We start from the raw sequence: 1,054 nt of genomic DNA, 5'->3' as shown, positions 1-1,054 counted from the left end.
GGCATTGTTGCAGAAGTCCGGCTGCGGCCAGACGCGCCCCTTTCCCCGTTGGGTTCAGGCCACGCGTTCAATCTCGGCAGTGCCGAGTGCATTGAAGCGGTTCATGAGTGCTACGCGGATCTGGACCTCGGCGGTTTGGCGATCCGGGTCGCGTGATGCAATGCGTTCCCCGAACGACTTGAGACACCTCATCTTGGCCTCGATCCGGCTTCGGGCGTGATATCCTGACCAGCGTTTCCAGACTGCCCGCCCCAGGCGTTGTGTCGCCTTGAGGATCTCGTTGCGGGCCCTGGCGGCGGGACAGTTCTCCCGCCATCGCCGCCCGTTCTTGCGGATGGGTATGATCGCCGTTCCACCGCGCTCGAGGATCGCGCTATGGCATCGCCTTGTGTCAAAAGCGCCATCGCCGGTCACGGTGCCGATCTGTTCATCGGCAGGGATCTGGTCCAGCAGGAGGGGCAGAACGGGGCTGTCGCCCTTGTCGCTCGAGGTGAACTCTACTGCACGGATGTCGCCGGTGGCCGTATCCATCGCCAAATGAACCTTGCGATATTGGCGCCGACGCTGCGTGCCGTGCTTACGCGCAAGCCACTCCCCATCCCCGAGGAACTTTATTCCGGTGCTGTCAACAAGCAGGTTGAGCGGACCGGACGCACGGCGGTTCGATATTTGCACCGTGATGCGCTTCTGCCGACGGCTCAGGGTCGAAAAGTCAGGCACCGGCCAGTCCAGACCGGCCATCGACAGAATGCTTGCCACCATCCCGGTCGTCTGGCGAAGTGGGAGCCCGAACAGAACCTTCACCATCAAACAAAACTGGACAGATGCATCGCTGAACACCGGCGGTCGGCCATTGCCACCGGCCTTCGGCGCAAGCCACGTCATGTCTTTGTCCAACCAGATCAGCAGGGAACCGCGCCGCTTCAGGGCCTCGTTGTAACTCTTCCAGTTATTCGTCCGATAGCGGGCAGGATCAGGTCTCGTCATCTCAGACCATTAACCCCATGGATTCCCCGTGTGAATCCTGCTCCCTGGGGACTTCTGCAACAAAGCC

General features: G+C 61.3%; 1 protein-coding gene. It reads right to left on the bottom strand.

The window, feature by feature from the left end; translation table 11 throughout:
• Positions 1–54 precede the first annotated feature (54 nt).
• Positions 55–987, bottom strand: a complete 933-nt coding sequence (locus tag BW970_RS20250; protein ID WP_076534768.1) for an IS5-like element ISPam2 family transposase — start codon at positions 985–987, stop codon at positions 55–57.
• Positions 988–1,054: the final 67 nt, after the last annotated feature.

This window comes from Gemmobacter megaterium (genome assembly GCF_900156815.1).
In the GTDB taxonomy this organism is placed as follows: Bacteria; Pseudomonadota; Alphaproteobacteria; order Rhodobacterales; family Rhodobacteraceae; genus Wagnerdoeblera; species Wagnerdoeblera megaterium.
The sequence above is the reverse complement of the archived record's forward strand: the minus strand, read 5'-3'. Positions and strand labels throughout refer to the sequence as shown.